The organism is Pseudomonas sp. HMSC057H01, assembly GCF_001836405.1.
Lineage (GTDB): Bacteria > Pseudomonadota > Gammaproteobacteria > Pseudomonadales > Pseudomonadaceae > Pseudomonas > Pseudomonas aeruginosa.
On sequence record NZ_KV828411.1, the window covers coordinates 107,861 to 130,438 of the forward strand.

A 22,578-nucleotide genomic window follows, 5' to 3' on the forward strand; every position below is an offset into this window, starting at 1 on the left:
CGCGTCCGGGTTCCGCGTGGAGTGGTTTTATGCGACGTATAGCCGTAGTGGGCGCCGCCGGGCGCATGGGCAAGAACCTGATCGAGGCCGTTCAGCAGACCGGCGGTGCCGCCGGGCTGACGGCGGCGGTGGATCGTCCGGATAGCACCCTGGTGGGGGCGGACGCCGGCGAGCTGGCCGGTCTCGGCCGGATCGGCGTGCCGCTGTCCGGGGACCTGGGCAAGGTCTGCGAGGAGTTCGACGTCCTGATCGACTTCACCCATCCCTCCGTAACCCTGAAGAACATCGAGCAGTGCCGCAAGGCGCGCCGCGCGATGGTCATCGGCACCACCGGCTTCAGCGCCGACGAGAAGCTGCTGCTGGCCGAAGCGGCGAAGGATATCCCGATCGTCTTCGCTGCCAACTTCAGCGTCGGCGTGAACCTTTGCCTGAAGCTTCTGGATACCGCGGCACGGGTGCTGGGCGACGAAGTGGATATCGAGATCATCGAGGCCCATCACCGGCACAAGGTCGATGCACCGTCCGGCACCGCCTTGCGCATGGGCGAGGTGGTAGCCCAGGCGCTCGGCCGGGACCTCCAGGAAGTGGCGGTCTACGGACGTGAGGGGCAGACCGGCGCGCGGGCGCGGGAAACCATCGGCTTCGCCACCGTGCGCGCCGGCGACGTGGTGGGCGACCACACCGTGCTGTTCGCCGCCGAGGGCGAGCGCGTGGAGATCACCCACAAGGCTTCCAGCCGCATGACCTTTGCCCGTGGCGCGGTGCGTGCGGCGCTGTGGCTGGAGGGTAAGGAGAACGGCCTGTACGACATGCAGGATGTGCTCGGCCTACGCTGAGACGCTGCCGCACGTCGTCTTATTGGTGGACCGGAATGTCGCGATTCTGTAAACTACAGCTTTAGTGTGTCCACTAAAAGCAGCGCAGCATGAATCGAAAAAAAGCGGGATGACTCTTCACGGTGTCATCCCGCTTTTTTACACCTGCGCGACCAGTCAGGCTTGATTTACGGGAGGTCTTCTTGACTAAGCCAGCCATACTTGCACTTGCCGACGGCAGCATTTTTCGCGGTGAAGCCATCGGTGCCGACGGCCAGACCGTTGGCGAGGTGGTGTTCAACACCGCCATGACCGGCTACCAGGAAATCCTTACCGATCCTTCCTACGCCCAGCAGATCGTCACCCTGACCTACCCGCACATCGGCAATACCGGTACCACCCCGGAAGACGCCGAGGCCAACCGCGTCTGGGCCGCCGGCCTGATCATCCGCGACCTGCCGCTGATCGCCAGCAACTGGCGCAGCAAGCAGTCGCTGCCTGACTACCTGAAAGCCAACGGCACCGTCGCCATCGCCGGCATCGATACCCGTCGCCTGACCCGCATCCTCCGCGAGAAGGGTTCGCAGAACGGCTGCATCCTGGCTGGTGCCGACGCTACCGAGGAACGCGCGCTGGAGCTGGCTCGCGCCTTCCCCGGCCTGAAGGGCATGGACCTGGCCAAGGAGGTCACCACCGCCGAGCGCTACGAGTGGCGCTCCAGCGTCTGGAGCCTGGAAAGCGACAGTCATCCGGAGATCCCGGCCGGTGAACTGCCGTATCACGTGGTGGCCTACGACTACGGCGTGAAGCTGAACATCCTACGCATGCTGGTGGCGCGCGGCTGCCGCCTGACCGTGGTGCCGGCGCAGACACCGGCCAGCGAAGTGCTGGCGCTGAACCCTGACGGCATCTTCCTTTCCAACGGCCCCGGCGACCCCGAACCGTGCGACTACGCGATCCAGGCGATCCGCGAATTCCTCGATACCGAGATCCCGGTGTTCGGCATCTGCCTCGGCCATCAGTTGCTGGCCCTGGCCTCTGGCGCCAAGACCCTGAAGATGGGCCACGGGCACCACGGCGCCAACCACCCGGTGCAGGACCTGGACAGCGGCGTGGTGATGATCACCAGCCAGAACCACGGTTTCGCGGTCGACGAGAGCACCCTGCCGGACAACCTGCGAGCCACTCACAAGTCGCTGTTCGACGGTACCCTGCAGGGTATCGAGCGCACCGACAAGGTCGCTTTCAGCTTCCAGGGCCACCCCGAGGCGAGCCCCGGTCCGCATGACGTCGCCCCGCTGTTCGACCGCTTCATCTCGGCGATGGCCGAGCGTCGCTGAGGAGCAGAGCCATGCCGACCCTGGGGATAACCGATTTCTGGACCTACGTGCTGGGTGTGGTTTTCGTGATCCTGTTGCCCGGACCGAACTCGTTGTTCGTCCTCGCGACTTCGGCCCAGCGTGGCGTGGCGACCGGCTACCGGGCCGCCTGCGGCGTGTTCCTCGGAGACGCGGTGCTGATGCTGCTGTCGGCCCTCGGTGTGGCCTCCCTGCTGAAGGCCGAGCCGATGCTGTTCATCGGCCTGAAGTACCTCGGTGCGGCCTACCTGTTCTATCTCGGCGTCGGCATGCTGCGGGGCGCCTGGCGCAAGCTGCGCAATCCCGAGGCGACGGCGGCGCAGGCCGAACAGGTGGATGTCCACCAGCCGTTCCGCAAGGCGCTGCTGCTCAGCCTGTCGAATCCCAAGGCGATCCTGTTCTTCATCTCCTTCTTCATCCAGTTCGTCGATCCCGGCTATGCCTATCCGGGGCTGTCGTTCCTGGTGCTGGCGGTGATCCTGGAACTGGTCAGCGCCCTTTACCTGAGCTTCCTGATTTTCACCGGTGTGCGGCTGGCGGCCTGGTTCCGCCGGCGGCAACGGTTGGCTGCCGGCGCCACTTCGGGCGTCGGCGCCCTGTTCGTCGGCTTTGGTGTGAAGCTGGCCACCGCAACCCTGTCCTGATTATTGCAACGAGAGTCCCATGCCAAAACGTACAGACATAAAGAGCATCCTGATCCTCGGTGCCGGCCCCATCGTGATTGGCCAGGCCTGCGAATTCGACTACTCCGGCGCCCAGGCCTGCAAGGCCCTGCGCGAGGAGGGCTACCGCGTCATCCTGGTGAACTCCAACCCCGCGACCATCATGACCGACCCGGCGATGGCCGACGCGACCTACATCGAGCCGATCAAGTGGGCCACCGTGGCCAAGATCATCGAGAAGGAACGCCCCGACGCGCTGCTGCCGACCATGGGCGGCCAGACTGCGCTGAACTGCGCCCTGGACCTGGAGCGCCACGGCGTGCTGGAGAAGTTCGGCGTGGAGATGATCGGCGCCAATGCCGATACCATCGACAAGGCCGAGGACCGCTCGCGCTTCGACAAGGCGATGAAGGATATCGGGCTGGCCTGTCCGCGCTCGGGCATCGCCCACAGCATGGAGGAGGCCTACGGCGTGCTCGAGCAGGTCGGCTTCCCCTGCATCATCCGTCCGTCCTTCACCATGGGCGGCACCGGCGGCGGTATCGCCTACAACCGTGAAGAGTTCGAAGAGATCTGCGCCCGTGGCCTCGACCTGTCGCCGACCAACGAGCTGCTGATCGACGAGTCGCTGATCGGCTGGAAGGAATACGAGATGGAGGTGGTCCGCGACAAGAAGGACAACTGCATCATCGTCTGCTCCATCGAGAACTTCGACCCGATGGGCGTGCACACCGGTGACTCGATCACCGTGGCGCCGGCGCAGACCCTGACCGACAAGGAATACCAGATCATGCGCAACGCCTCGCTGGCGGTATTGCGCGAGATCGGCGTGGAAACCGGCGGTTCCAACGTGCAGTTCGGCATCTGCCCGAACACCGGGCGCATGGTGGTGATCGAGATGAACCCGCGGGTTTCCCGCTCCTCGGCCCTGGCCTCCAAGGCCACCGGTTTCCCGATCGCCAAGATCGCCGCCAAGCTGGCGGTCGGCTACACCCTCGACGAACTGCAGAACGACATCACCGGCGGTCGCACCCCGGCGTCGTTCGAGCCGGCCATCGACTACGTGGTGACCAAGATCCCGCGCTTCGCCTTCGAGAAGTTCCCGAAAGCCGATGCCCGCCTGACCACCCAGATGAAGTCGGTCGGCGAAGTCATGGCCATCGGCCGGACCTTCCAGGAGTCGGTGCAGAAAGCCTTGCGTGGCCTGGAAGTCGGCGCCACCGGCTTCGATCCGAAGCTCGACCTGAACGACCCGGAGGCCGACAGCATCCTCAAGCGCGAGCTGACCGTGCCCAGCGCCGAGCGTGTCTGGTACGTCGCCGACGCCTTCCGCGCCGGCAAGAGCGTCGAGGAAGTGTTCGAGCTGACCCGCATCGACGAATGGTTCCTGGTGCAGATCGAGGACCTGGTCAAGGACGAGGAGAAGGTCAAGACCCTCGGCCTGTCCTCCATCGATCGCGAGCTGATGTACAAGCTCAAGCGCAAGGGCTTCTCCGACGCGCGCCTGGCCAAGCTGCTAGGCGTCACCGAGAAGAACCTGCGCAGCCATCGCCACAAGCTGAAGGTGCTGCCGGTTTACAAGCGTGTCGATACCTGCGCCGCCGAGTTCGCCACCGACACCGCCTACATGTATTCGACCTACGAGGAAGAGTGCGAGGCCAACCCGTCGAGCCGCGAGAAGATCATGATCCTCGGCGGCGGTCCGAACCGCATCGGCCAGGGCATCGAGTTCGACTACTGCTGCGTGCACGCGGCGCTGGCGATGCGCGAAGACGGCTACGAGACCATCATGGTCAACTGCAACCCGGAAACCGTCTCCACCGACTACGACACCTCCGACCGCCTGTACTTCGAGCCGGTGACCCTCGAGGACGTCCTTGAGATCGTCCGCGTCGAGCAGCCCAAGGGCGTGATCGTCCAGTACGGCGGCCAGACCCCGCTGAAGCTCTGCCGCGCCCTCGAAGAGGCCGGCGTGCCGATCATCGGCACCAGCCCGGACGCCATCGACCGTGCCGAAGACCGCGAGCGCTTCCAGCAGATGGTCCAGCGCCTGAACCTGCGCCAGCCGGCCAACGCCACCGCGCGCAGCGAAGACGAGGCCCTGGCCGCGTCCAAGGCCATCGGTTATCCGCTGGTGGTACGCCCGTCCTACGTGCTGGGCGGGCGGGCGATGGAAATCGTCTACCAGGAAGAAGAACTCAAGCGCTACATGCGCGAGGCGGTGCAGGTTTCCAACGACAGCCCGGTGCTGCTCGACCACTTCCTCAACTGCGCCATCGAAGTCGACATCGACGCGGTATGCGACGGCGAGATCGTGGTGATCGGCGCGATCATGCAGCATATCGAGCAGGCTGGCGTTCACTCCGGCGACTCCGCCTGTTCGCTGCCGCCGTACTCGCTGCCGCAGCACATCCAGGACGAGATCCGCGAGCAGGTCAAGAAAATGGCCCTGGAGCTTGGCGTGGTCGGCCTGATGAACGTGCAGATGGCGGTGCAGGGCGAGGATATCTTCGTCATCGAGGTCAATCCGCGCGCCTCGCGTACCGTGCCGTTCGTCTCCAAGTGCGTCGGCGAGTCGCTGGCCAAGGTCGCCGCCCGCGTCATGGCCGGCAAGACCCTGGCCGAGGTCGGCTTCACCCAGGAAATCATCCCGCCGTTCTTCAGCGTCAAGGAAGCGGTGTTCCCGTTCGCCAAGTTCCCCGGCGTCGATCCGATCCTCGGCCCGGAAATGAAGTCCACTGGTGAAGTGATGGGCGTCGGTGATAGCTTTGCCGAAGCCTTTGCCAAGGCTCAGTTGGGGGCCAGCGAGATCCTCCCGACCGCCGGTTGCGCCTTCATCAGCGTCCGCGAAGACGACAAGCCGTTCGCCGCCCAGGTGGCTGGCGACCTGGTCGCGCTGGGCTTCGAAGTGGTAGCCACCGCCGGTACCGCGCGTGTCATCGAAGCCGCAGGCCTGCCGGTGCGTCGCGTGAACAAGGTGACCGAAGGTCGCCCGCACGTGGTGGACATGATCAAGAACGACGAGGTCACCCTGATCATCAACACCACCGAGGGCCGGCAGTCCATCGCTGACTCCTACTCCATTCGTCGAAACGCCCTGCAGCACAAGATCTGCTGCACCACCACCATTGCGGGTGGGCAGGCGATCTGTGAGGCGCTCAAGTTCGGTCCCGAGAAGACCGTTCGGCGTCTGCAGGATCTCCACGCAGGAATCAAGGCATGAGCAAGTTCCCCATGACCGTCCAGGGCGCCCGCGCCCTGGAAGAAGAAGTGAAACACCTGAAGGGCGTGCTGCGCCCGCAGATCAGCCAGGCCATCGCCGAAGCGCGTGAACTGGGCGACCTCAAGGAAAACGCCGAGTACCATGCGGCGCGCGAACAGCAGGGCATGGTCGAGGCGCGTATCCGCGACATCGAGGCCAAGCTGTCCAACGCCCAGGTCATCGATGTCACCGCCATCCCGCACAGCGGCAAGGTGATCTTCGGCACCACCGTCGACATCGCCAACGTCGAGACCGACGAGACCGTGACCTACCAGATCGTCGGCGACGACGAGGCGGATATCAAGGGTGGCAAGATCTCGGTGAATTCGCCGATCGCCCGTGCGCTGATTGGCAAGACCGAAGGCGATGCCGTGCTGGTGAGAACCCCGGGCGGCGACGTCGAGTACGAGATCGTCGAGGTTCGCCATATCTAAGCGCGCCCCGTTGCGCGCAGGCGCGATCAGTTGGCTGCTGGCCCAGACGTTCTGGGTCGGCGGCCTCTGGTTGCTGCAGTTCGTGGTCCTGCCTGCGTTGGCCAAGACCGGACTGGCGCCGTTACTGGTGGAAACCGTAGCCGCGGCGTTGACGCCGCTGCTGATCGGCTTCGCCGGATTCTGTGCGGTGCTGCAGGCGCTGGTGTTGGTGTCGAGCCACGGGCCGAGGAGCCTCTGGCGAGACCTTCGCGGTCAGTTGTTGCTCGCCGTCGCGCTGCTCTGCCTGGTGTATTTCCTGGTGCGTGGGCTGGCGCCCGAGGCGGTGCGCTGGCTGCTGTTCAACTACCTGGCGGTGGCGATGTGTGGCCTGCTGCTGGTGTTGCAGCCGGTACCGGGGCGGGACGAGGAAGGCGTCTGAACCAGGTCGGGAAGTTTCCCGACCTTGGTTGGATGGGGCATCAGATGCCGGCGAAACGGCTGATGTTCGAGAGATTCTTGTTCGGCTTCGGGTTCTTCCGATAGACCAGCGCCATCTTGCCGATGCTTTGCACCAGGTCGCTGCGCGACTGCGCGCAGAGTTCGTCGAGCAGGGCGCGGCGATCGTCGCGCTCGGCCAGCGCCAGTTTCACCTTGATCAGTTCGTGATCGTTGAGTGCGCGCTCGAGTTCGGCGAGAACGCCTTCGGTCAAGCCGTTCTCGGCTACGATCAATACCGGTTTCAGGTGGTGACCGATAGATTTGAACTGTTTCTTCTGCTCTTGAGTGAGCGCCATAATCAGACCCCTGGGAAAAAGTCGTCTATTTTACCCCAGTTTTAGTCCAAGTGATGCTGCCCCCGCCGACCGGGGGTGCCCGAAGAGGTATTCCGTGGCCCGCTCCAAAACCAGCCAGCGTTGGCTGAAAGAACATTTCGACGATCCCTACGTGAAGATGGCCCAGCGCGATGGCTATCGCTCGCGCGCCAGCTACAAGCTGCTGGAGATCCAGGAGAAGGACCGCATCCTGCGTCCGGGCATGACCGTGGTCGACCTGGGCGCCGCGCCGGGCGGGTGGTCGCAGGTCACCAGCCGGGTGATCGGCGACCGTGGTCGGCTGATCGCTTCGGACATCCTCGAGATGGACAGCATCCCCGACGTCACCTTCATCCAGGGCGACTTCACCGAGGACGCGGTGTTCGCGCGGATCCTCGAGGCGATCGGCGATCATCCGGTAGACCTTGTGATTTCCGATATGGCCCCCAATATGAGTGGAGTGCGGGCCGCCGACCAGCCGCGCGCCATGTATCTCTGCGAACTGGCGCTGGACCTGGCCGGCCGTGTGCTGCGGCCGGGCGGCGATTTCCTGATCAAGATCTTCCAGGGCGAAGGTTTCGACCAGTACCACAAGCAGGCCCGGGAAATGTTCGACAAGGTACAGATGCGCAAGCCCCTGTCGTCGCGTGATCGTTCGCGGGAACAGTATCTGCTCGCACGCGGCTTTCGCGGGGAATAGACTGGAATAATTGACCCTATAGCCTGTCTATTGGTCGATGACCTGTTGTGCCGGGACGGGCGAGGGTTCATAAAGGGTTACAGACAACGCCTGCGTGCGCGGGCGCTTGTGTAGTACTTTTGGCCGGAAGGAGTCTGGCCGTCGTGTGAAGCGGTTTCCAGGACGGAGCCGGCTTCAGAGGGTAGTCAATTGAACGACATGGCAAAGAATCTGATTCTGTGGCTGATCATCGCGGCGGTACTGGTGACCGTGATGAACAATTTCTCGAGCCCGAGCGAGCCACAGACGCTGAACTACTCGGACTTCATCCAGCAGGTCAAGGATGGCAAGGTCGAGCGAGTGACCGTGGATGGCTATGTCATCACCGGCAAGCGTAGCGACGGCGATACCTTCAAGACCATCCGCCCGGCGATCCAGGACAACGGCCTGATCGGCGACCTGGTCAACAACAACGTCGTGGTCGAGGGCAAGCAGCCCGAACAGCAGAGCATCTGGACCCAGTTGCTGGTCGCCAGCTTCCCGATCCTGGTGATCATCGCCGTCTTCATGTTCTTCATGCGCCAGATGCAGGGCGGCGGCGGCGGTCGCGGCGGCCCGATGAGCTTCGGCAAGAGCAAGGCGCGCCTGCTGTCCGAGGACCAGGTCAAGACCACCTTCGCTGACGTCGCCGGCTGCGACGAGGCCAAGGAGGAGGTCAGCGAGCTGGTCGAGTTCCTTCGCGATCCGGGCAAGTTCCAGCGCCTGGGCGGCCGTATCCCGCGCGGCGTGCTGATGGTCGGCCCGCCCGGCACCGGCAAGACCCTGCTGGCCAAGGCCATCGCCGGCGAAGCCAAGGTGCCGTTCTTCACCATTTCCGGTTCCGACTTCGTCGAGATGTTCGTCGGCGTGGGCGCCTCCCGTGTCCGCGACATGTTCGACCAGGCCAAGAAGCACGCGCCGTGCATCATCTTCATCGACGAGATCGACGCCGTCGGCCGCCATCGCGGCGCCGGCTTGGGCGGCGGTCACGACGAGCGCGAGCAGACCCTCAACCAGTTGCTGGTGGAGATGGATGGCTTCGAGATGAACGATGGCATCATCGTCATCGCTGCCACCAACCGTCCGGACGTTCTGGACCCGGCGCTGCTGCGTCCGGGCCGCTTCGACCGCCAGGTGGTGGTCGGCTTGCCGGATATCCGCGGGCGCGAACAGATCCTCAAGGTGCACATGCGCAAGGTGCCGCTGGGCGACCATGTCGATCCTGCCGTCATCGCCCGCGGTACGCCCGGTTTCTCCGGCGCCGACCTGGCCAACCTGGTCAACGAGGCCTCGCTATTCGCCGCGCGCTCCAACAAGCGCATCGTCGACATGCGCGAGTTCGAGCTGGCCAAGGACAAGATCATGATGGGCGCCGAGCGCAAGACCATGGTCATGTCCGAGAAGGAGAAGCGCAACACCGCCTACCACGAGGCCGGCCACGCCATCGTCGGTCGCCTGGTGCCGGAGCATGACCCGGTCTACAAGGTGTCCATCATTCCGCGCGGACGTGCCCTGGGCGTGACCATGTTCCTCCCCGAGGAAGATCGCTACAGCCTGTCCAAGCGCGCGCTGGAAAGCCAGATCTGCTCGCTGTTCGGCGGCCGTATCGCGGAAGAGATGACCCTCGGCTTTGAAGGCGTCACCACTGGCGCTTCCAACGACATCATGCGTGCTACCCAGTTGGCGCGGAACATGGTGACCAAGTGGGGTCTGTCCGAGAAACTCGGCCCGCTGATGTACGCGGAGGAGGAGGGCGAGGTGTTCCTCGGCCGTAGCGCCGGCAGCCAGCACGCCAATGTGTCGGGCGAGACCGCCAAGATGATCGACCAGGAAGTCCGGCGCATCATCGACGACTGCTACGGTACCGCCAAGCGACTGCTCGACGAGAACCGCGACAAGCTGGAGATGATGGCCGACGCACTGATGAAGTACGAGACCATCGACTCCGACCAGATCGACGACATCATGGCCGGTCGCGTGCCGCGCGAGCCGCGTGACTGGCAGGGTGGTTCGGGTACCGGCACCCCGCCGGCCAACCTGGAAGAGTCGGGCCGCCGCGAGAACACCCCTCCCATCGGTGGGCCGGCCGGCGAGCACTGAGAGCCCTGAATGAGCAATCCGCAATACCCGACCCGACTGCCTTGCGGCAGTCGGGTTCTTGATTTGGCCCGCCCACATGTCATGGGCATCCTCAATGTCACCCCCGATTCCTTTTCCGACGGCGGCCGTTACGACCGGCTGGACGATGCCCTGCGGCATGCCGAGCGCATGGTGCTGGAAGGCGCAACGCTCATCGACGTCGGCGGCGAGTCGACCCGTCCCGGTGCGCGCAGCGTTTCTCCGACGGAGGAGCTGGAGCGGGTCGCTCCGGTAGTCGAACGCATCGCCCGCGAACTGGACGTCGTGATTTCGGTGGATACCTCCACGCCTGCGGTCATGCGCGAAACTGCGCGTCTCGGAGCGGGTCTGATCAACGACGTCCGTTCGCTGCAGCGCGACGGTGCGCTGGATGCTGCGGTGGATAGCGGCCTGGCGGTCTGTCTCATGCACATGCGCGGAGAACCGCAGACCATGCAGGATGCGCCTGCCTACCAGGATGTGGCGGCGGAAGTCGGCGCGTTCCTGCAGGAGCGTGTGGATGCCTGCGTGGCGGCCGGAATCGACCGCGAGCGGCTGTTACTGGATCCGGGTTTCGGTTTTGCCAAGACACTGGAGCACAACCTGGTGCTGTTCAGGCATCTGCAGGCGCTCCATGGCCTGGGCCTGCCGTTGTTGGTCGGCGTTTCGCGCAAGAGCATGATCGGCAAGGTACTGGGGCGGGAGGTGGACGAACGCCTCTACGGCAGTCTCGCGCTGGCGGCCCTGGCGCTGGCCAAGGGCGCACGGATAATTCGAGTGCATGACGTGGCGGCGACCGTCGACGTGATGCGAATGATCTCCGCCGTTGAAATGGCGGATTGAGCACGGAAGACAAAAGATGAGCAGAAAATACTTCGGGACTGACGGTATCCGTGGTCGTGTTGGCGAGTTTCCGATTACTCCGGACTTCGTTCTCAAGCTGGGCTGGGCGGTGGGCATGGCCTTCCGCCGGCAGGGCAACTGCCGGGTCCTGATCGGCAAGGACACGCGCAGCTCGGGTTACATGTTCGAGTCGGCCTTCGAGGCCGGGCTCTCCGCTTCCGGCGCCGATACCCTGTTGCTGGGACCGATGCCTACCCCCGGCATCGCCTACCTGACGCGGACTTTCCACGCCGAGGCCGGGGTGGTGATCAGCGCTTCGCACAATCCCCACGACGACAACGGCATCAAGTTCTTCTCCGGGCAGGGGACCAAGCTGCCGGACGACGTCGAGCTGATGATCGAGGAACTGCTCGATGCGCCGATGACCGTGGTGGAGTCCGCCCGTCTCGGCAAGGTTTCGCGGATCAATGACGCGGCGGGGCGCTACATCGAATTCTGCAAGAGCAGCGTGCCGACCAGCACCGACTTCAACGGTCTCAAGGTCGTGCTCGACTGCGCCAACGGCGCTACCTACAAGATCGCTCCCAGCGTCTTCCGGGAACTGGGCGCGGAAGTGACGGTGCTGGCGGCCAGCCCGAATGGCCTGAACATCAACGACAAGTGCGGCTCCACTCACCTGGATGGCCTGCAGGCTGCGGTGGTCGAGCACCATGCCGACCTCGGCATCGCCTTCGACGGCGACGGCGACCGGGTGATGATGGTCGACCATACCGGTGCGGTCGTGGATGGCGACGAACTGCTTTTCCTCATCGCGCGCGACCTGCAGGAAAGCGGGCGGCTGCAAGGTGGTGTGGTCGGCACCCTGATGAGCAACCTCGGCCTGGAGCTGGCTTTGCAGGAACTGCATATCCCGTTCGTGCGGGCGAAGGTCGGCGATCGCTATGTGATGGCCGAACTGCTGGCTCGGAACTGGATGCTGGGAGGGGAGAATTCGGGGCATATCGTCTGCTGCCAGAACACCACGACGGGCGATGCCATCATCGCGGCGCTACAGGTGCTGATGGCGCTCAAGCATCGCGGCCAGACCCTGGCCGAGGCGCGCCAGGGGATTCGCAAGTGCCCCCAGGTGCTGATCAATGTGCGCTTCAAGGGCGAAAACGATCCGCTCGAGCACCCCTCGGTGAAGGAGGCCAGCGTCCGCGTCACCGAGCAAATGGGCGGGCGCGGTCGTGTCCTGCTGCGCAAATCCGGCACGGAGCCGTTGGTCCGGGTGATGGTCGAGGGCGACGAGGAAGCTAGCGTTCGTGCCCACGCCGAACAGCTGGCAAAAATTGTTTCTGAGGTATGTGCTTGATTTTGCTTGCCAGTCTGGAAACTGTTGAGTAACATCTGCGCCCACTTTGCCCCGCGAGGTACAGCATGCGTCGACCCTTGGTGGCCGGTAACTGGAAAATGCACGGTACGCATTCCAGTGTGGCCGAGTTGATCAAAGGCTTGCGTCAGCTGGCGTTGCCGAGCGGAGTCGATGTAGCTGTGATGCCGCCTTGCTTGTTCATCAGCCAGGTCATCCAGGGCCTGGCCGGCAAGGCGATCGATGTAGGTGCGCAGAACAGCGCCGTCGAGCCGATGCAAGGCGCGCTGACCGGTGAGACTGCTCCCAGTCAGTTGGCGGATGTCGGTTGTAGCATGGTCCTTGTGGGCCACTCGGAGCGTCGCCTGATTCTCGGCGAGAGTGACGAGGTTGTGAGTCGCAAGTTTGCCGCGGCTCAGTCGTGCGGCCTGGTGCCGGTGCTGTGTGTCGGGGAAACCCGGGCGGAGCGCGAGGCGGGCAAGACGCTGGAGGTTGTCGCAAGGCAGCTGGGAAGCGTGATCGACGAGTTGGGTGTTGGAGCTTTTGCTCGCGCAGTCGTGGCTTACGAGCCGGTCTGGGCGATCGGGACCGGGTTGACCGCGTCCCCCGCGCAAGCCCAGGAAGTGCACGCGGCGATCCGCGCGCAACTGGCAGCGGAAAATGCCGAGGTCGCAAAAGGTGTGCGACTCCTTTACGGCGGCAGTGTAAAGGCGGCAAGTGCAGCCGAGTTGTTCGGCATGCCGGATATCGATGGGGGGCTGGTAGGTGGAGCCTCCCTCAATGCGGATGAGTTCGGCGCGATCTGTCGTGCCGCGGGAAGCTGAAGATGCTGGAAAAGGTCGTAATTGTCGTGCATCTGCTGATGGCATTGGGTCTTGTTGGCCTGATCCTCGTTCAGCATGGCAAGGGTGCGGATGCAGGGGCTTCTTTCGGTGCAGGTGCTTCGGCAACTGTTTTCGGAAGCCAAGGTTCCGCTACCTTTTTGAGTCGGATTACTGGTATACTGGCAGCGGTTTTTTTCTTGACCAGCCTTGGCTTAGCGTACTTCGCTAAAGAAAAGTCTGATGCTCTGCAACACATCGGACTGCCGGATCCGGCAGTTCTGGAGCAGAAGCAAGAGAAAGCACCGGCCGCTGACGATGTGCCGGTTCTTCAGGAGCAGTCCAGGCCTGCGGAAAGTGCAGGCGATGTACCGGCGGCTCCTGAACAGAAGTAAGAGAAAGGTTTCTGCCGAGGTGGTGGAATTGGTAGACACGCTACCTTGAGGTGGTAGTGGCCATAGGCTGTAGGGGTTCGAGTCCCCTCCTCGGTACCATATAAGCAAGCCCCGTCCTGCGGGGTTTGTCTCCGCAAGGTTCGGTTGACCCATCAGGGTGTCGGTCGTATAATCTTGCACCAGCTTTGACGCGGGGTGGAGCAGTCTGGTAGCTCGTCGGGCTCATAACCCGAAGGTCGTTGGTTCAAATCCAGCCCCCGCAACCAGTTTTTCAGGGCCCCTTTTTAGGGGCTTTTTGTTAGCTGGACAGTCCATGCCACGGTTCCGAGTGGCAATTTAGGGATGGGCGTTTCGCCCATTTTTTGTTTCTACGACATACGCGAGGCGATCAGGTGTCGAGCAAGCTAGAACAGTTGCAGGCCTTGCTGGCCCCTGTGGTCGAGGCGCTCGGCTATGAGTGCTGGGGCGTCGAGTTCATTTCCCAGGGTCGTCATTCGGTGTTGCGCGTCTATATCGACCGCCCCGAAGGCATCCTCATCGATGACTGTGAAGCCGTCAGTCGGCAGGTCAGCGGTATTCTCGACGTCGAAGACCCGATCAGCGGCGAGTACACCCTGGAGGTGTCCTCTCCGGGCATGGATCGGCCGCTGTTCACCCTCGAACAGTTCGCCAAGCATGCCGGCGAGCAAGTGAAGATCAGGCTGCGTTCGCCCTATGAGGGGCGGCGTAACTACCAAGGCATTCTCCGTGGTGTGGAGGAGCAGGATGTGGTGGTCCTGGTGGACGATCACGAGTACCTGCTGCCGATCGATTCGATCGACAAGGCCAACATCATTCCCCGTTTTGATTGAGACGCGAATCCGCGGATCCAATGGATTGAAAGGCGAGGCGTACAATGAGCAAAGAAGTACTGCTGGTTGTTGAGTCGGTATCCAACGAAAAGGGCGTACCGGCCGGCGTGATTTTCGAGGCGCTGGAGCTGGCTCTGGCGACCGCCACCAAGAAACGTTTCGAGGACGAGGTCGACCTGCGCGTCGAGATCAATCGTCATAACGGCAGCTACGAGACTTTCCGTCGTTGGCACGTCGTCGCCGACGAGGACTACCAGGACCCCGCCACCGAGATCACCGTCGAGGACGTCCAGGAGCAGAAGCCGGGCGCGAAGGTCGGCGAGGTCATCGAAGAAAAGATCGAATCCATCGAGTTCGGCCGCATCGCTGCGCAGACTGCCAAGCAGGTCATCGTGCAGAAGGTCCGCGAGGCCGAGCGCGCCCAGGTGGTCGATGCCTACCGCGAGAAGGTCGGCGAGATCATTTCCGGTACCGTGAAGAAGGTCACCCGCGACAACGTCATCGTCGATCTCGGCAACAACGCCGAGGCGCTGCTGGCCCGCGACCAGATCATTCCGCGCGAGACCTTCCGCGTTGGCACCCGCGTGCGTGCCCTGCTGAAGGAGATCCGTACCGAGAACCGCGGTCCTCAGCTGGTCCTGTCGCGTACCGCGCCGGAAATGCTGATCGAGCTGTTCCGCATCGAAGTACCGGAAATCGCCGAGCAGTTGATCGACGTGATGGCCGCCGCCCGTGACCCGGGCTCGCGCGCCAAGATCGCCGTTCGTTCCAAGGACAAGCGCATCGACCCGCAGGGCGCCTGCATCGGCATGCGCGGTTCGCGCGTCCAGGCGGTATCCGGCGAGATCGGTGGAGAGCGGGTGGACATCGTCCTGTGGGACGACAACCCGGCGCAATTCGTGATCAACGCCATGGCTCCGGCCGAGGTGGCGGCGATCATCGTCGACGAGGATACCCATACCATGGATATCGCCGTCGCCGAGGACAATCTGGCGCAGGCTATCGGCCGCAGTGGCCAGAACGTCCGTCTGGCCAGCCAGTTGACCGGCTGGACCCTGAATGTGATGACCGAGGCGGATATCCAGGCCAAGCAACAGGCCGAGACCGGGGATATCCTGCAGCGCTTCGTCGACGAGCTGGATGTCGACGAGGAACTGGCCCAGGTACTGGTGGAAGAGGGCTTCACGACTCTTGAGGAAATCGCCTACGTACCGATGGAAGAGATGCTCAGCATCGATGGCTTCGACGAAGACATCGTCAACGAGCTGCGCTCCCGTGCCAAGGATCGCCTGCTGACCAAGGCCATTGCGACCGAAGAGAAGCTCGCCGACGCACAACCGGCAGAAGACCTGCTCAGCCTCGATGGCATGAGCAAGGAGCTGGCCCTGGACCTGGCGCTGCGTGGCGTAACCACCCGTGAAGATCTGGCCGAGCAATCGATCGACGATCTGCTCGACATCGACGGCATGGACGAAGAGCGTGCCGGCAAGTTGATCATGGCCGCCCGGGCCCATTGGTTCGAGTAAGCAGTCGCGGCCTGAGGAGAGAAGTGCATGACGCAAGTCACGGTGAAAGAACTGGCCCAGGTGGTCGACACACCGGTGGAGCGCCTGCTGCTGCAGATGCGTGACGCAGGTCTGCCGCACACCAGTGCCGAACAAGTTGTAACGGATAGCGAGAAGCAAGCCCTGCTGACCCACCTGAAAGGCAGCCATGGCGATCGCGCCAGCGAGCCGCGCAAGATCACCCTGCAACGCAAGACCACTACCACGCTGAAAGTGGGTGGCAGCAAGACGGTGAGCGTCGAAGTTCGCAAGAAGAAAACCTATGTCAAGCGCAGCCCCGACGAGATCGAGGCCGAGCGCCAGCGCGAACTCGAGGAGCAGCGCGCGGCGGAAGAGGCGGAGCGTCTGAAGGCCGAAGAGGCCGCTGCCCGCCAGCGTGCCGAAGAGGAAGCGCGCAAGGCCGAGGAAGCTGCGCGTGCCAAGGCTGCCCAGGAAGCAGCGGCTACTGCCGGTGCCGAGCCTGCCGTGGTGGCGGATGTCGCGGCTGCCGAACCGGTGGCCAAGCCTGCCGCCGTGGAAGAACGCAAGAAGGAAGAGCCGCGCCGCGCGCCCAAGCGTGACGAGGACGATGACCGCCGCGACCGCAAGCACACCCAGCACCGTCCCTCGGTCAAGGAGAAGGAAAAGGTTCCTGCTCCGCGCGTGGCTCCACGCAGCACCGACGAGGAAAGCGATGGTTACCGTCGCGGCGGTCGTGGTGGCAAGTCGAAGCTGAAGAAGCGCAACCAGCACGGGTTCCAGAACCCGACAGGACCGATCGTGCGTGAAGTGAACATCGGTGAGACCATCACCGTAGCCGAGTTGGCCGCCCAGATGTCGGTCAAGGGTGCCGAAGTCGTCAAGTTCATGTTCAAGATGGGCTCCCCGGTGACCATCAACCAGGTCCTGGACCAGGAGACCGCCCAACTGGTCGCCGAAGAGCTGGGCCACAAGGTCAAGCTGGTCAGCGAGAACGCGCTGGAAGAACAACTGGCCGAGTCCCTGAAGTTCGAAGGCGAGGCGGTCACCCGCGCGCCGGTCGTCACCGTCATGGGCCACGTCGACCACGGCAAGACCTCGCTGCTCGACTACATCCGTCGCGCCAAGGTCGCCGCGGGCGAGGCCGGTGGCATCACCCAGCATATCGGTGCCTACCACGTCGAAACCGAGCGTGGCATGGTGACCTTCCTGGATACCCCCGGCCACGCCGCGTTCACCGCGATGCGTGCCCGTGGCGCCCAGGCGACCGACATCGTGATCCTGGTGGTCGCGGCCGACGACGGCGTCATGCCGCAGACCCAGGAAGCCGTGCAGCACGCGAAAGCGGCGGGCGTGCCGATCGTGGTCGCGGTGAACAAGATCGACAAGCCCGAGGCCAACCCGGACAACATCAAGAACGGCCTGGCCGCTCTCGACGTGATCCCGGAAGAGTGGGGCGGTGACGCTCCCTTCGTCCCGGTTTCGGCGAAGCTCGGTACTGGCGTCGATGAACTGCTCGAAGCGGTCCTGCTGCAGGCAGAAGTGCTCGAACTGAAAGCCACTCCGTCGGCCCCGGGCCGTGGCGTGGTGGTCGAGTCGCGCCTGGACAAGGGACGCGGCCCGGTGGCCACCGTGCTGGTCCAGGACGGTACCCTGCGCCAGGGCGACATGGTGCTGGTCGGCATCAACTACGGTCGTGTCCGCGCCATGCTCGACGAGAACGGCAAGCCGATCAAGGAAGCCGGCCCGTCGATCCCGGTCGAGATCCTCGGCCTGGACGGTACGCCGGATGCCGGTGACGAGATGACCGTGGTCGCCGACGAGAAGAAGGCCCGCGAAGTCGCCCTGTTCCGTCAAGGCAAGTTCCGTGAGGTGAAACTGGCGCGTGCCCATGCCGGCAAGCTGGAAAACATCTTCGAGAACATGGGCCAGGAAGAGAAGAAGACCCTGAACATCGTCCTCAAGGCCGATGTGCGCGGTTCGCTCGAGGCTCTGCAAGGCTCGCTCAGCGGCCTGGGCAACGACGAAGTGCAGGTCCGCGTGGTCGGTGGCGGCGTCGGTGGCATCACCGAGTCCGACGCCAACCTGGCGCTGGCTTCCAACGCGGTGCTGTTCGGCTTCAACGTGCGCGCCGACGCCGGCGCGCGCAAGATCGTCGAAGCCGAAGGTCTGGATATGCGTTACTACAACGTGATCTACGACATCATCGAGGACGTCAAGAAGGCCCTGACCGGCATGCTCGGCAGCGATCTGCGGGAGAACATCCTGGGCATCGCCGAGGTGCGCGACGTGTTCCGCTCGCCGAAGTTCGGCGCGATCGCCGGCTGCATGGTCACCGAGGGCATGGTGCACCGTAACCGTCCGATCCGCGTGCTGCGGGACGATGTGGTCATCTTCGAAGGCGAGCTGGAGTCTCTCCGTCGCTTCAAGGACGACGTCGCCGAAGTGCGTGCCGGCATGGAGTGCGGCATCGGCGTGAAGAGCTACAACGACGTCAAGGTCGGCGACAAGATCGAAGTGTTCGAGAAGGTCGAAGTCGCACGCAGCCTTTGATGGCGAGTGCGTAACCACAGCGCCCGGGCCGGCTTCCAGCTGTCCCGGGCGTTTGTCGCTTTTTTTTCCAGTGGCCGGGTGTCGCTGGAGGCAGGTTGAAAAATGGCAAAAGACTACAGCCGTACCCAGCGTATCGGCGATCAGATGCAACGCGAACTGGCTCAACTGATCCAGCGCGAGATCAAGGACCCGCGCCTGGGCCTGGTCACCATCACCGGTGTCGAGGTCAGCCGCGACGTGGCGCACGCCAAGGTGTTCATCACCGTCATGGGCCAGGACGATGCCGGCAAGATCGCCCTGAACATGGAAATCCTCAACGACGCCGCCGGCTACCTGCGCATGTTGCTGGGCAAGTCGATGAAGCTGCGCAGCGTGCCGCAACTGCATTTCCACTACGACGAAAGCATCCGCCGCGGCGCCGAGCTGTCCGCGCTGATCGAACGTGCGGTGGCCGAAGACGGCCGCCGCCACGGCGACGAGACCGAGGACTGAGCGTGGCCCAGGTGAAGCGTATCCGCCGCTCCATCAGCGGCATCCTGGTGCTCGACAAGCCTCGCGGCATGAGTTCCAACCAGGCACTGCAGAAAGTCCGCTGGCTGCTCAATGCCGAGAAGGCCGGCCACACCGGCAGCCTCGACCCGCTGGCCACCGGGGTGCTGCCGCTGTGCTTCGGCGAGGCGACCAAGTTCTCCCAGTATCTTCTCGATGCCGACAAGGGTTACGAGACGGTGATGCGCATGGGCATCACCACCACCACCGGCGACGCCGAGGGCGAACTGCTCGCCGAGCGGGACGTGACCGTCGGTCGGGACGATCTCGAACAGGCCCTGCCGCGCTTCCGTGGCGACATAGAGCAGGTGCCGCCGATGTACTCGGCGCTGAAGAAAGACGGACAGCCGCTGTACAAGCTCGCCCGTGCAGGAGAGGTAGTGGAGCGCGAGGCGCGTTCTGTTACTATTACGCGCCTGGATTTGCTCTCCTTCGAGCCGCCCTGTGCGACCCTGGCCGTTTCCTGCAGCAAAGGCACCTACGTGCGTACGCTGGTGGAAGATCTTGGCCAGGTCCTGGGCTGCGGCGCGCACGTCGCGGCACTGCGGCGGACCCAGGCCGGGCCGTTCGCCCTGGCCCAGGCGATCACCCTCGAGACGCTCGAACGCGTGCATGCCGAAGGTGGTCCGGAAGCGCTGGACCAATTCCTGATGCCGGAAGACAGCGGCCTGTTGCATTGGCCGGTGTTGCAGTTGTCCGAGCACAGTGCGTACTACTGGCTGCACGGGCAGCCGGTGCGGGCCCCGGAAGCGCCGAAGTTCGGCTGGTTGCGGGTGCAGGATCAGACAGGTCGTTTCATCGGTATCGGTGAAGTGACCGACGACGGGCGTATCGCCCCGCGTCGACTGATTCGGTCATAAGACCGATACGAGGGTGGCTGTCAGCAGGCACGGTCATTCCTCCTTTTAAAACACGGGAAGCGATTCCCGGCCTGTTCACTCAGAGGAAGCCCATCATGGCACTGAGCGTTGAAGAAAAAGCGCAGATCGTTAACGAATACAAGCAAGCTGAAGGCGACACCGGTTCCCCGGAAGTGCAGGTAGCCCTGCTGTCCGCCAACATCAACAAGCTGCAGGATCACTTCAAGGCCAACGGCAAGGATCACCATTCCCGCCGTGGTCTGATCCGTATGGTTAACCAGCGCCGTAAGCTGCTGGACTACCTGAAGGGCAAAGACGTGTCTCGCTACACTGCCCTGATCGGCCGTCTGGGTCTGCGTCGCTAAGCGACGCCGGTCGGCAGCTTGAAGCAAGGAGCTGGAAGTCTGGCGTCGATACCCGCACACGAGGCGGGTATCGGCGTCGGGCTTCCAGCTTCGCGCTTTCTAGGAATCGATTCGGGTCCGACTCCCGGCATTCCACCGATTTCCCCCAAGGCAACATAGAAGGTAAAGACACCGTGAACCCGGTAACCAAGCAATTCCAGTTCGGTCAGTCGACCGTCACTCTCGAGACCGGCCGTATCGCTCGCCAGGCCACCGGCGCCGTACTGGTCACCATGGACGACGTCAGCGTGCTGGTCACCGTGGTCGGCGCCAAGTCGCCGGCCGAAGGCCGCGACTTCTTCCCGCTGTCCGTGCACTACCAGGAAAAGACCTACGCCGCAGGCCGTATCCCCGGCGGTTTCTTCAAGCGTGAAGGACGTCCTTCCGAGAAGGAAACCCTGACCTCGCGCCTGATCGACCGTCCGATCCGTCCGCTGTTCCCCGAAGGTTTCATGAATGAAGTGCAGGTCGTCTGCACCGTCGTTTCCACCAACAAGAAGTCCGATCCGGACATCGCCGCGATGATCGGTACCTCCGCCGCCCTGGCGATCTCCGGCATTCCGTTCGCCGGCCCGATCGGCGCCGCCCGCGTCGGTTTCCATCCGGAAATCGGCTACATCCTCAACCCCACCTACGAGCAACTGCAGAGTTCCAGCCTCGACATGGTCGTGGCCGGTACCGAAGACGCCGTGCTGATGGTGGAGTCCGAGGCCGACGAACTGACCGAAGACCAGATGCTCGGTGCCGTGCTGTTCGCCCACGACGAGTTCCAGGCGGTGATCCGTGCCGTCAAGGAGCTGGCCGCCGAAGCTGGCAAGCCGGCCTGGGACTGGAAAGCCCCGGCGGAAAACACCGTGCTGGTCAACGCCATCAAGGCAGAGCTGGGCGAAGCGATCTCCCAGGCCTATACCATCACCATCAAGCAGGACCGCTACAACCGTCTGGGCGAGCTGCGCGACCAGGCCGTGGCCCTGTTCGCCGGCGAGGAAGAGGGCAAGTTCCCGGCTTCCGAGGTCAAGGACGTATTCGGCCTGCTGGAATACCGCACCGTTCGCGAGAACATCGTCAACGGCAAGCCGCGTATCGACGGTCGTGACACCCGTACCGTGCGTCCGCTGCGCATCGAAGTCGGCGTGCTCGGCAAGACCCACGGTTCCGCGCTGTTCACCCGTGGCGAAACCCAGGCCCTGGTCGTCGCGACCCTCGGCACCGCGCGCGATGCCCAGTTGCTGGATACCCTGGAAGGCGAGCGCAAGGACGCCTTCATGCTGCACTACAACTTCCCGCCCTTCTCGGTAGGCGAGTGCGGCCGCATGGGCAGCCCGGGTCGTCGTGAAATCGGCCATGGCCGTCTGGCCCGTCGTGGCGTCGCTGCCATGCTGCCGACCCAGGACGAGTTCCCCTACACCATTCGCGTGGTTTCCGAGATCACCGAGTCCAACGGTTCCAGCTCGATGGCCTCCGTGTGCGGCGCCTCCCTGGCGCTGATGGATGCCGGTGTGCCGGTCAAGGCGCCGGTCGCCGGTATCGCCATGGGCCTGGTCAAGGAAGGCGAGAAGTTCGCCGTCCTGACCGACATCCTCGGTGATGAAGACCACCTGGGCGACATGGACTTCAAGGTTGCCGGTACCGACAAGGGCGTCACCGCCCTGCAGATGGACATCAAGATCAACGGTATCACCGAAGAGATCATGGAGATCGCCCTGGGCCAGGCCCTGGAAGCTCGCCTGAACATCCTCGGCCAGATGAACCAGGTCATCGCCAAGCCGCGCGCCGAGCTGTCCGAGAACGCCCCGACCATGCTGCAGATGAAGATCGACTCGGACAAGATCCGCGACGTCATCGGCAAGGGCGGCGCGACCATCCGTGGTATCTGCGAAGAGACCAAAGCCTCGATCGACATCGAGGACGATGGCAGCGTGAAGATCTACGGCGAAACCAAGGAAGCCGCCGAGGCCGCCAAGCTGCGCGTCCTGGCGATCACCGCGGAAGCCGAGATCGGCAAGATCTATGTCGGCAAGGTGGAGCGCATCGTCGACTTCGGGGCCTTCGTCAACATCCTGCCGGGCAAGGACGGCCTGGTGCACATCTCGCAGATCAGCGACAAGCGCATCGACAAGGTCACCGACGTGCTGCAGGAAGGCCAGGAAGTGAAGGTCCTGGTGCTCGACGTGGACAACCGTGGCCGCATCAAGCTGTCGATCAAGGACGTGGCTGCCGCCGAAGCTTCCGGCGTGTAAGTCGAGTCGTGATCGATGAAAACAGGGCCC

Annotated in this window: 20 protein-coding genes and 2 tRNA genes; 21 read left to right on the plus strand and 1 reads right to left on the minus strand. The window is 63.6% G+C overall.

Annotation, left to right across the window (positions count from 1 at the left end; genetic code table 11):
• The first annotated feature begins 29 nt into the window (after positions 1-29).
• The 6 genes from dapB (at position 30) to HMPREF2581_RS05745 (ending at position 6,949) form a co-directional block, all read left to right on the plus strand.
• Positions 30-836, plus strand: coding sequence for a 4-hydroxy-tetrahydrodipicolinate reductase (dapB, locus tag HMPREF2581_RS05720; RefSeq protein ID WP_003095210.1), 807 nt, complete (start codon positions 30-32; stop codon positions 834-836).
• A gap of 182 nt (positions 837-1,018) precedes the next feature.
• Positions 1,019-2,155 carry a glutamine-hydrolyzing carbamoyl-phosphate synthase small subunit gene (gene carA, locus HMPREF2581_RS05725; protein ID WP_011666772.1) on the plus strand — a complete coding sequence of 379 codons (1,137 nt, stop codon included), beginning with the start codon at positions 1,019-1,021 and terminating at the stop codon, positions 2,153-2,155.
• Positions 2,156-2,166: 11 nt separating this feature from the next.
• A complete protein-coding gene (gene leuE / locus HMPREF2581_RS05730) occupies positions 2,167-2,817 on the plus strand; it encodes a leucine efflux protein LeuE (protein WP_003095208.1) in 651 nt (216 codons plus the stop codon).
• Between the two features lie 19 nt (positions 2,818-2,836).
• Complete coding sequence (carB, locus tag HMPREF2581_RS05735; RefSeq protein WP_003095207.1) at positions 2,837-6,058, plus strand: carbamoyl-phosphate synthase large subunit; 3,222 nt, start codon at positions 2,837-2,839, stop codon at positions 6,056-6,058.
• Entirely contained in the window at positions 6,055-6,531 is a 477-nt protein-coding gene (gene greA, locus HMPREF2581_RS05740) for a transcription elongation factor GreA (RefSeq protein ID WP_003095206.1), read from the plus strand. Before carB ends, greA begins: the two co-directional genes overlap by 4 nt.
• A 10-nt stretch (positions 6,532-6,541) precedes the next feature.
• Positions 6,542-6,949, plus strand: a complete 408-nt coding sequence (locus HMPREF2581_RS05745; RefSeq protein ID WP_003109321.1) for a DUF4149 domain-containing protein — start codon at positions 6,542-6,544, stop codon at positions 6,947-6,949.
• Positions 6,950-6,989: 40 nt separating this feature from the next.
• Here the strand turns inward: HMPREF2581_RS05745 and yhbY are convergent, their stop codons facing one another.
• Entirely contained in the window at positions 6,990-7,304 is a 315-nt protein-coding gene (gene yhbY, locus HMPREF2581_RS05750; protein WP_003095204.1) for a ribosome assembly RNA-binding protein YhbY, read from the minus strand.
• 94 nt (positions 7,305-7,398) lie between these two features.
• Between yhbY and rlmE the strand changes: the two genes are divergently transcribed.
• From rlmE to pnp, 15 genes are all read left to right on the plus strand, one after another.
• On the plus strand, positions 7,399-8,022 hold the full coding sequence (gene rlmE, locus HMPREF2581_RS05755; RefSeq protein WP_003095202.1) for a 23S rRNA (uridine(2552)-2'-O)-methyltransferase RlmE: 624 nt from the start codon (positions 7,399-7,401) through the stop codon (positions 8,020-8,022).
• A 198-nt stretch (positions 8,023-8,220) separates the two neighbouring features.
• The gene (gene ftsH / locus HMPREF2581_RS05760; protein WP_003095200.1) at positions 8,221-10,140 is read left to right on the plus strand and encodes an ATP-dependent zinc metalloprotease FtsH; all 1,920 of its coding nucleotides are present in this window, start codon (positions 8,221-8,223) and stop codon (positions 10,138-10,140) included.
• 9 nt (positions 10,141-10,149) lie between these two features.
• The gene (gene folP / locus HMPREF2581_RS05765) at positions 10,150-11,001 is read left to right on the plus strand and encodes a dihydropteroate synthase (protein WP_004365384.1); all 852 of its coding nucleotides are present in this window, start codon (positions 10,150-10,152) and stop codon (positions 10,999-11,001) included.
• Between the two features lie 16 nt (positions 11,002-11,017).
• A complete protein-coding gene (gene glmM, locus HMPREF2581_RS05770) occupies positions 11,018-12,355 on the plus strand; it encodes a phosphoglucosamine mutase (RefSeq protein WP_003095196.1) in 1,338 nt (445 codons plus the stop codon).
• A 65-nt stretch (positions 12,356-12,420) separates the two neighbouring features.
• On the plus strand, positions 12,421-13,176 hold the full coding sequence (tpiA, locus tag HMPREF2581_RS05775; protein WP_003100513.1) for a triose-phosphate isomerase: 756 nt from the start codon (positions 12,421-12,423) through the stop codon (positions 13,174-13,176).
• Positions 13,177-13,178: 2 nt separating this feature from the next.
• The gene (gene secG, locus HMPREF2581_RS05780) at positions 13,179-13,568 is read left to right on the plus strand and encodes a preprotein translocase subunit SecG (RefSeq protein WP_004365383.1); all 390 of its coding nucleotides are present in this window, start codon (positions 13,179-13,181) and stop codon (positions 13,566-13,568) included.
• Positions 13,569-13,581: 13 nt separating this feature from the next.
• Positions 13,582-13,667, plus strand: a tRNA-Leu gene (locus HMPREF2581_RS05785).
• A 90-nt stretch (positions 13,668-13,757) separates the two neighbouring features.
• Positions 13,758-13,834, plus strand: a tRNA-Met gene (locus HMPREF2581_RS05790).
• Positions 13,835-13,960: 126 nt separating this feature from the next.
• A complete protein-coding gene (gene rimP / locus HMPREF2581_RS05795; protein WP_003095193.1) occupies positions 13,961-14,419 on the plus strand; it encodes a ribosome maturation factor RimP in 459 nt (152 codons plus the stop codon).
• Positions 14,420-14,463: 44 nt separating this feature from the next.
• Entirely contained in the window at positions 14,464-15,945 is a 1,482-nt protein-coding gene (gene nusA, locus HMPREF2581_RS05800; protein ID WP_003095192.1) for a transcription termination factor NusA, read from the plus strand.
• Positions 15,946-15,972: 27 nt separating this feature from the next.
• Entirely contained in the window at positions 15,973-18,495 is a 2,523-nt protein-coding gene (gene infB, locus HMPREF2581_RS05805) for a translation initiation factor IF-2 (protein WP_003100517.1), read from the plus strand.
• Positions 18,496-18,597: 102 nt separating this feature from the next.
• A complete protein-coding gene (gene rbfA / locus HMPREF2581_RS05810) occupies positions 18,598-18,987 on the plus strand; it encodes a 30S ribosome-binding factor RbfA (protein ID WP_003095188.1) in 390 nt (129 codons plus the stop codon).
• Between the two features lie 2 nt (positions 18,988-18,989).
• On the plus strand, positions 18,990-19,904 hold the full coding sequence (gene truB, locus HMPREF2581_RS05815; protein ID WP_003135237.1) for a tRNA pseudouridine(55) synthase TruB: 915 nt from the start codon (positions 18,990-18,992) through the stop codon (positions 19,902-19,904).
• Positions 19,905-19,999: 95 nt separating this feature from the next.
• Positions 20,000-20,269 carry a 30S ribosomal protein S15 gene (gene rpsO, locus HMPREF2581_RS05820; protein WP_003095184.1) on the plus strand — a complete coding sequence of 90 codons (270 nt, stop codon included), beginning with the start codon at positions 20,000-20,002 and terminating at the stop codon, positions 20,267-20,269.
• A gap of 173 nt (positions 20,270-20,442) precedes the next feature.
• Complete coding sequence (gene pnp / locus HMPREF2581_RS05825; protein ID WP_003095181.1) at positions 20,443-22,548, plus strand: polyribonucleotide nucleotidyltransferase; 2,106 nt, start codon at positions 20,443-20,445, stop codon at positions 22,546-22,548.
• Positions 22,549-22,578 lie beyond the last annotated feature (30 nt).